Source organism: Maritalea porphyrae, from assembly GCF_030159895.1.
Classification (GTDB): domain Bacteria; phylum Pseudomonadota; class Alphaproteobacteria; order Rhizobiales; family Devosiaceae; genus Maritalea; species Maritalea porphyrae.
This window is the reverse complement of record NZ_BSNI01000001.1, coordinates 669366-675991: the sequence shown is the minus strand read 5'-3', so window position 1 is coordinate 675991 and position 6626 is coordinate 669366. Positions and strand designations below refer to the sequence as shown.

At 49.8% G+C, this 6626-nt stretch carries 7 protein-coding genes; 4 read left to right on the top strand and 3 right to left on the bottom strand.

Features of this window, described 5'->3' with window-relative positions; all coding sequences use genetic code 11:
• Nucleotides 1-240 precede the first annotated feature (240 nt).
• The 3 genes from nirK (at nucleotide 241) to QQL65_RS03385 (ending at nucleotide 2941) form a co-directional block, all read left to right on the top strand.
• Nucleotides 241-1347, top strand: a complete 1107-nt coding sequence (gene nirK / locus QQL65_RS03395; RefSeq protein ID WP_284362037.1) for a copper-containing nitrite reductase — start codon at nucleotides 241-243, stop codon at nucleotides 1345-1347.
• A 76-nt stretch (nucleotides 1348-1423) separates the two neighbouring features.
• Nucleotides 1424-2338 carry an SUMF1/EgtB/PvdO family nonheme iron enzyme gene (locus QQL65_RS03390; RefSeq protein WP_284362036.1) on the top strand — a complete coding sequence of 305 codons (915 nt, stop codon included), beginning with the start codon at nucleotides 1424-1426 and terminating at the stop codon, nucleotides 2336-2338.
• A gap of 60 nt (nucleotides 2339-2398) precedes the next feature.
• Nucleotides 2399-2941, top strand: a complete 543-nt coding sequence (locus tag QQL65_RS03385; RefSeq protein ID WP_284362035.1) for a hypothetical protein — start codon at nucleotides 2399-2401, stop codon at nucleotides 2939-2941.
• Here QQL65_RS03385 and QQL65_RS03380 read toward each other — a convergent pair.
• Together QQL65_RS03380 and QQL65_RS03375 are read right to left on the bottom strand one after the other, a co-directional pair.
• The gene (locus QQL65_RS03380; RefSeq protein WP_284362034.1) at nucleotides 2907-4121 is read right to left on the bottom strand and encodes an MDR family MFS transporter; all 1215 of its coding nucleotides are present in this window, start codon (nucleotides 4119-4121) and stop codon (nucleotides 2907-2909) included. The genes QQL65_RS03385 and QQL65_RS03380 overlap by 35 nt on opposite strands.
• A 187-nt stretch (nucleotides 4122-4308) precedes the next feature.
• A complete protein-coding gene (locus QQL65_RS03375; protein ID WP_284362033.1) occupies nucleotides 4309-5247 on the bottom strand; it encodes an SMP-30/gluconolactonase/LRE family protein in 939 nt (312 codons plus the stop codon).
• A 65-nt stretch (nucleotides 5248-5312) separates the two neighbouring features.
• Here QQL65_RS03375 and QQL65_RS03370 point away from each other — a divergent pair, with 65 nt between their 5' ends.
• Nucleotides 5313-5660: a winged helix-turn-helix transcriptional regulator gene (locus QQL65_RS03370; protein ID WP_284362032.1), complete on the top strand. Its 348-nt coding sequence runs from the start codon at nucleotides 5313-5315 to the stop codon at nucleotides 5658-5660.
• A gap of 9 nt (nucleotides 5661-5669) precedes the next feature.
• On the opposite strand, the gene QQL65_RS03365 is transcribed toward QQL65_RS03370, so the two are convergent.
• Nucleotides 5670-6572 carry a LysR family transcriptional regulator gene (locus QQL65_RS03365; RefSeq protein WP_284362030.1) on the bottom strand — a complete coding sequence of 301 codons (903 nt, stop codon included), beginning with the start codon at nucleotides 6570-6572 and terminating at the stop codon, nucleotides 5670-5672.
• Nucleotides 6573-6626: the final 54 nt, after the last annotated feature.

Genomic DNA, 6626 nt, shown 5'->3' with positions numbered 1-6626 from the left:
GGTCGTCGCCAAGTCTGCTAAAAACAAAGAAATTCTCTTCACGATATTAAATAACAAAACGCCCCGTTGGTTCGCCAGCGGGGCGTTTCTGCGTCAAAAGGGGAGTTTGCGAAAACGCAAACAACAATCATTTTCTTGATACGTTGCGGAGCCCTGTTTGCGAAATGGCAAAGAAGGTTGTGATGAGAAGCCTAGCGTTTCGGCCGTGAAGAAGACCGATACAGCTTACAGGAGAATGTTATGGTCACTCGTCGCCAATCAATCGTGGGAGCAATGGGCGTAGTATTCGCTTTAGCCTCTGCCACCAGTTTCATTCCAACAGCATTTGCACAAGATATTGCAGATCAACTTGAGCGACGAACGGTCGAGTTGGTTGCGCCGCCATTTGTTCATCCGCACGATCAGGTTGCAACGGGCCCGGCACAGGTCGTTGAGTTCACCATGGTCATTGAAGAAAAAGAAATGGTGATTGATGACGACGGCACTGTCGTTCGGGCGATGACTTATAATGGTTCGGTGCCGGGGCCAATGATGGTGGTACACGAAGGGGATTATGTTGAACTTACCCTCGTGAACCCCGAAACCAATGAAATGCCGCATAATATTGACTTCCATGCAGCGACTGGTGCGCTCGGTGGTGGGGCGTTGACTGAAATTAATCCGGGTGAACAAGTTGTCTTGCGCTTTAAGGCGACCCGTCCCGGTACATTTGTTTATCACTGTGCCCCTGGTGGTTCCATGATCCCATGGCACGTGGTTGCCGGGATGAGCGGTACGATTATGATCTTGCCGCGTGACGGACTAAAAGACGAGGTGGGCAATCCCCTTCGTTATGATCGCGTCTATTATGTCGGCGAAAATGACTTTTATATCCCTAAGGACGAGGACGGCGAATATATGCGGTTTGACTCAGTGGGTGAGTCCTTTTCAGACACGATAGAAACGATGCGCGGTCTAATTCCGAGCCATGTGGTGTTCAATGGCGCGCGCGGTGCCTTGACCGGCGATAATGCAATGACAGCATCTGTGGGTGAGGCTGTGTTGATCGTTCATTCACAAGCCAACCGCGATAGCCGCCCCCACTTGATTGGTGGCCATGGCGACTATGTTTGGGAAACTGGTAAGTTCAACAACCCGCCAGAAAAAGACCTAGAAACATGGTTCATTCGCGGCGGTTCTGCAGGTGCAGCGCTCTATACATTCTTGCAACCAGGTGTTTATGCCTATGTCAATCACAACCTTATTGAAGCGGTGGAATTGGGCGCAACCGCTCACTTTATCGTTGATGGTGAGTGGGATGATGACTTGATGAAACAGGTGCAAGCGCCAGCGCCGATCGCTGAATAGGACTTGATCCGTTTGATCGATTTGGCTCGCGTTTTGCTTTGCAATCTGCGGGCCATTTTTGGTTTGTGAGGCGATGATGACAGTTACACAGACATATGGATTACGCCAAGTCATCTCCCTAGTTGTGCCGCTTTGCTTGCTCTGTGTTTTGATTTGGGTCATCACACAACAGTTGCGCGGCACCACCTTTTCAGGGATGCCGGAGACGGTACTGCCGTTTGAGATTGAAACTATTATTGTGCCAGCGCGGCGCTATTCTTATCGTCAGTCCGGCAAGTTTCAGACAGATAGTCATCAAGTTGCGGCCCCTTTGATATCAGTGACGGCGAGTGGGCCAATTGAAATTATGAAATATGGCGTGCAGGCACGCCATTTTGCCCATTGTGTTGAGAGTGGCGCGTGTCGCAAGACAAATAGATCGCAATCAAATGTGGCGGGTGCGCCCGCGACTGGCATTAGTTTTAATGATGCGCAGGATTATGCTGCATGGCTATCAGATCAAACGGGCGAAGTGTGGCGCTTGCCAACGGATATGGAATGGGCACAGGCCGCTGGTAGTCAATTTATTGACGATGTGGTTGATGGTGCGCGCGGCGAAAATGACCCTTCAGCGCTTTGGCTCAGCGCCTACACCAAAAATGCGGAATTGCGCGCGGCAGCGGACCCCCTTGTGAAGGTGCAGGGCTTTTACGGGGAGAATGAATTTGGCGTGGCTGATATGCATTCCAATGTGTGGGAGTGGACCAGCACTTGCTACAATCGTACAACATTAGATGCCAATGGTGCGGTGGTTAGCGTTGTGGAGAATTGTGGCGTTCGCGCTGTGGAGGGCGCACATCGCGCCTACGTAAGTGGGTTTATCCGTGATCCAAAAGGTGGCGGATGCTCTGCGGGCGTGCCGCCAGATCATTTGGGGTTCCGGTTGGTGAGAGATGAACAGCATCATTTTTTCCTAGACTGGGCAGTTGGATGGATCCGCAGGAATGAGTAAAGTGACAATGTGTGAAATGCTGGCCGCATACATGCGGTGAACATTTGGTATTAGGGGAATATGACATTGATTGTTGGGCTGGTTCTTCTGCTTCTCGCTGTCGTCCTTTGCCTAACTGGCTCTCCAATTTGGTGGTACAGTTTCTACCTCGCCGCTATATATATATTCGCCAAAGGCGATCAAAATGCATGGCTTCCAAAGTATCGTTTGGGCGGCGTTTTGCGCTTTTATTTGGTAACTGTTGTGACTGGCGTTATCGTTGAAAGCACTCGTGTTTCTTTGGATTTGTGGGATTACCATCCCCTGCTAAATGGTGTTTGGGGCGTTTTGGCGTTCGTGTTGTTTGGCTACTTTTTTATGATGTTGGCGATGGCGTCCGCGTACGCCGTTGCGCGTAACGCTGTGAAGCACCGTATTTTTGCTGCAGTTCTTGTTTTGGGTGTGCTCGTCGTTCCCGCAGAAATTGCGAACAGATATGTACCTGTTTGGTATGAACCAACGAATGATTGGGTGTTGTTGCTGTTTGTCGTTGGCTACATTTTGGAAATGCTGATTGCCATCTTTGCATTCAATCGATTTTTAGTGGGCGGCTCGCGGGTCTGATCCTTGCAGCCAATCCATACAAACTAGCGACGACTAATGCCAATGCGGCCATCGACAACCAAAGTGTAAAGCCGCCAAATTGGTGGAGAAAAAAACCACCGACAATTGGCGCTGATACAAAGCCCATTGATGCCAAGGATGCCGCGCCGACATAGCTTCCCTTCAGGTGGTCTGGGGCCATTCGATCTGTAATAATATTGAGGGTCGGGAATAGAATGGTTTCACCTAAGCTTAGGATGAACATTGCGCCAAATAGCCAATAACCAGGGTCGGTTGGGGCGAATGCAAAGCCCAAAAATCCTGCCGCAAAAAGGACAACGCCGCCCATTGCCCGCAATAGAGGGCGAACATGTTCTAGCAATTTTAGGAATGCGAATTGGAAGACGATAATCGTTGCGCCGTTGATGAAGATCAACGTTGCATAGAGCGTCGCTAAGTCCACCACATTTTCTTGTCGAAGATATTGAACTAAGCCGGCATCTATTTGACCATAGGCGATATGGGAAATAAGCGTGGCGGCCACAAACAACATGAAGGCACGGTCTTTGCGCAATACATGTAGCGCGTCGACAAAACGGAGGGCTGTTCCAGCTTTTGTTCGTTTGAGTGGACGCTCAATGCGAAAGACTATTGCGGCAATGAGGAAGTAAACGACATAGAGTGCCGAGACGATTAGAAATGTTGATTGCTGGCCGGTTGCGCCCACAAAGGTACCCAGCAATGGCCCGGTTGCTGCGCCAATATTAAGGAAGAAATAGCGCATATGAAGCGCCATATCTTTAACTTCACGGTCTTCCACCATGTCTGTCATCAGGGCTCGGCCTGGGCTCTCCACCATGCCGCGCCCAAAACTTTGCAGCACAGTCCCCGCGAAAATCCACCAAAGTTGGTCTGAGATACCCAAGACAAACATGGCAACAATGTTGAGGACCAACCCGATTAGAATGATCTTGCGCCGCCCCACAATGTCGGAGAGGAAACCGACATAAAAGCCAAAGAAGACGCCAACAGCCGCGGAACCCGCCAAGAACATGCCGATTTGAAATTCGTTTAGGCCAAACTTTTGGTACAGCAAAATGGCAAGGAACGGCCACACCATGAACAGAACAAAGCGCGATGCGAATGTGGCAAAGATGATCAACCAAATGGTTTTATTGAAATGGCGCACTGCGGCAAACATGGCCGATTATCCAATCAAATATAAATCTCAAACAAACTTGGCACGGTGCGCCAAACAAAGGGGAGGAAAGCGCGAGTGCGCCTGCCCTTTAATTATGCATTTGAAATGTGGGAATTTCAATAGAAAAAGTGTTTGCTTGTTAAAATATTCATTGTCTCGCTGATCGGTTGAAACAAACGCTAGTGATTCATCGGCTTGCTGGTCGTGCAAAATCTGAGATACCTGATACGGGAAGCAAGATGCAATAAAGGCTGGACGATGCTGTGATGAATAGTTTGTTAAGCTTGGGACCACCAAAGCATAGGTTGGAGACTTCTTCTGGAATGTGGATCTTACCAATCAAGGTTCCGTCAGGGTCGTAACAATGGACCCCATCCTGTGCACTTGTCCAAATGCGGCCCTTGTTGTCCAGTCTTAACCCATCAAACACACCGGTTGTGCATTCGGCAAATACATCGCCTCCCTCCAACATGCCATCGTCACTAACAGTGAATTTGCGCATGTGGCGTTGACCGGAAGGGTATTTGGAGCCGCACGAGTCAACGATGTAGAGAAATTGTTCGTCGAGTGAAAATGCCAAACCATTTGGGCATGCAAAATCGTTGGTAACTTGCTTGATGGTGCCGTCTTTGGGATCGATGCGATAAACATGTTCGCCGTCCACTTCTCGCGGTGCTTCAAATCCCTCATAAGGACTATCAATGCCATAGGCAGGGTCAGTGAACCAGATGGAGTTATCTGATCGGACCACCACATCATTGGGGCTGTTAAAGCGCTTGCCGTTAAAATGTGACGCGAGGGTTGTGATGGTTCCATCATGCTCGATGCGCACAACAGACCTTGTGCCTTGCTCACATGTGACCTGACGCCCTTGTCGATCCATAGTTGCGCCGTTTGTGTAGCAGCCAAGGTTGCTACGGAAATCTGATACTACGCCCGAAAGCTCGTCCCATCGCATACGGCGATCATTGGGGATGTCGCTGAAATAAAGGCATCTATGGGCGGCTGAGTAAACAGGACCCTCGGTCCATTTGCCGCCAGTCCATAATTGCTCAAGTGGCTCGTCTGTTTGCACGCAGCGCTTAAAGCGATCATCAAGGATTTCAAAATGTTTGATCTTTGTCATTGTGGTTGTCCGTATTTGCTATATAATTTGAAGCATCGATAACACGCTATAGAAAGTATAGCAATATGGTAGATATTCCTCGCCCAGGGCAGCCGGTACGCGGTTCGAAAACGGGCGCGCCAATTATGGCGTTGTTTGATTTGTTGGGTCGAAATTGGTCGATGGGTATTGTTTGGGTGCTCAGCGAAATCGGACCATGCACATTCAGGGAGTTGCAGGCTCATTGCGAGTCAATTTCACCTGCTGCACTCAATATGCGATTGAAAGAACTGCAAGTGGCGTGTTTTGTTGAACGCGTGGCAGATGGTTACGTGCTTACCCCTTTAGGTAAAGAGCTTTACGAAGACCTTGTGCCGCTTGGTGCGTTAGCAAAAAAATGGGGCGAAGAGCTATTGTCTCAACCCAACAAATGAACCGAGCGGTCAAACAATGCCACGGAATGTCGCTTTGTCGGCTAAAATTCGGTCCGCTAAGTAATCAACGAATGCGCGAATACGACCAGTGCCACGCAAGTCATTGTGCAACAACAACCAGATTGATCGGTCTGGCAAAGGCGCACTGTATGGCGCGCGGATAAGGCCAGGATATTGATCAGCGATAAAACATGGCAGCATCGTCAATCCCAGCCCAGAACTTGCCAGGGTGAGTTGCGGTGCAACTTCGTTGGCGCGGTATTTAAGCGTTGCTTTGGGGAAAGCTGACTTTAGGGTCCAAGGGACATGTTGTGCCCCCACTTCTTCTGCCCAACCGATCCAGTGCAATCCATCGCCTTGGTTGTCGAGCACCTTTTCTGCATATTGCGGGGTGCAATAAACAGCCTTGTTGCAGCGCACCAATCGGCGGCCCACCAGGTCATCGGTGACTTCTTGTGCATATCGCAAAGAAACGTCTGCCTCACGTTTATGCAGCTTTGCAAACGCATTTGAGAGGTGCAGCACCACCTCAATTTGCGGATATTCACGGGCAAAGTCTGCCAAATATTGACTGATTGGCGAAAGCACCAAGGACGGCGGAAGTGAGAAATACACAACCCCTTCGTGACGATGATCCCGACCTGTCACCAAGCGCGATGCCGCAGCGATCTCGGCCTCAATGTTTTGAGCAAAAGGCAATAATTCTTCGCCAATTGTGGTCAGGTTCAAGCCGGTTTTTGTGCGGTCAAAAAGGCGGGCACCAACTTGATCTTCCAGGGTATTGAGGTGACGCGCCATTGTGGCATGATTGATCCGCAACTCTTCTGCGGCGCGACGAAGGCTGCCGCCTCGTGCGATGGCGAGGAAGATTTTGATGTTTTCCCAATTCAGGCGTTGGATGGCAGTCGTCATTGATGGGGTCTCGCATTGTCTGGTTCATATTTGAACCATAGTGCATTTTTGTTG

What these genes read in the sequence shown, in the direction of transcription:
- nirK (WP_284362037.1), top strand. Translation starts at nt 241, where the DNA reads ATGGTCACTCGTCGCCAATCAATCGTGGGAGCAATGGGCGTAGTATTC.
- QQL65_RS03390 (WP_284362036.1), top strand. Translation starts at nt 1,424, where the DNA reads ATGACAGTTACACAGACATATGGATTACGCCAAGTCATCTCCCTAGTT.
- QQL65_RS03385 (WP_284362035.1), top strand. Translation starts at nt 2,399, where the DNA reads ATGACATTGATTGTTGGGCTGGTTCTTCTGCTTCTCGCTGTCGTCCTT.
- QQL65_RS03380 (WP_284362034.1), bottom strand. Translation starts at nt 4,121, where the DNA reads ATGTTTGCCGCAGTGCGCCATTTCAATAAAACCATTTGGTTGATCATC.
- QQL65_RS03375 (WP_284362033.1), bottom strand. Translation starts at nt 5,247, where the DNA reads ATGACAAAGATCAAACATTTTGAAATCCTTGATGATCGCTTTAAGCGC.
- QQL65_RS03370 (WP_284362032.1), top strand. Translation starts at nt 5,313, where the DNA reads ATGGTAGATATTCCTCGCCCAGGGCAGCCGGTACGCGGTTCGAAAACG.
- QQL65_RS03365 (WP_284362030.1), bottom strand. Translation starts at nt 6,572, where the DNA reads ATGACGACTGCCATCCAACGCCTGAATTGGGAAAACATCAAAATCTTC.